Below are 578 nucleotides of genomic sequence, written 5' to 3'. Positions count from 1 at the left end.
CCTCAGCCGCCGCAACTCTCGCGCAACGACAGTGCCTTGGCGATATCGCGCCAATCGAACGCGCCCACGCCCATGTCGTCGTGCACGGCGTAGAACACACCGGCCGGGAAGCGCTTGGTCGCGGTCTGCTGCAGCCATACGCCGTCAGTGTTGCCCACGGTCTCGCCGGAGAACGCGCCCAGGTGGGCGAGGGTCTGGCGGTCGAAGACGTGGAACAGGCTGCGGTCCTTGAATTGGTCGGTGGCGATCCAGTAGCCGCTGCCGTCGGGGCAGGCCCACAGGGCGATGCCTTCGGCTTGCGCCTTGAACAGGCCCAAGCCTAGGGTGCGGCCGCGGTAGTTGCCGGCGAGGTCGTATTCGCGCACGGCGGTGCCGGTCTTGAGGTCTTCCTCGGCGATCAGCAGGCGGTCGTGGGCGACATCGCCCCACAGGGATTCGGGTACGCGGATCGGTCGATCTAGGACACCCACCGAAGAACAGGGGTCAGAGTGCACTTTCCAAGCCCTTATCCGCGGCGTGACATTCCGCAGAAGTGACGCCGGCTTCCATGGCGTGAGATGAAGAACCCTGCGATCGCT

General features: G+C 65.7%; 1 pseudogene. It reads right to left on the bottom strand.

The features are described 5' to 3' along the window. Positions 1-2 precede the first annotated feature (2 nt). Positions 3-449, bottom strand: a pseudogene (locus tag ASE35_RS15775) (phytase); the annotation flags it as partial. Positions 450-578 lie beyond the last annotated feature (129 nt).

Source organism: Lysobacter sp. Root916, from assembly GCF_001429785.1.
Classification (GTDB): Bacteria; Pseudomonadota; Gammaproteobacteria; order Xanthomonadales; family Xanthomonadaceae; genus Lysobacter.
The sequence above is the reverse complement of the archived record's forward strand: the minus strand, read 5'-3'. Positions and strand labels throughout refer to the sequence as shown.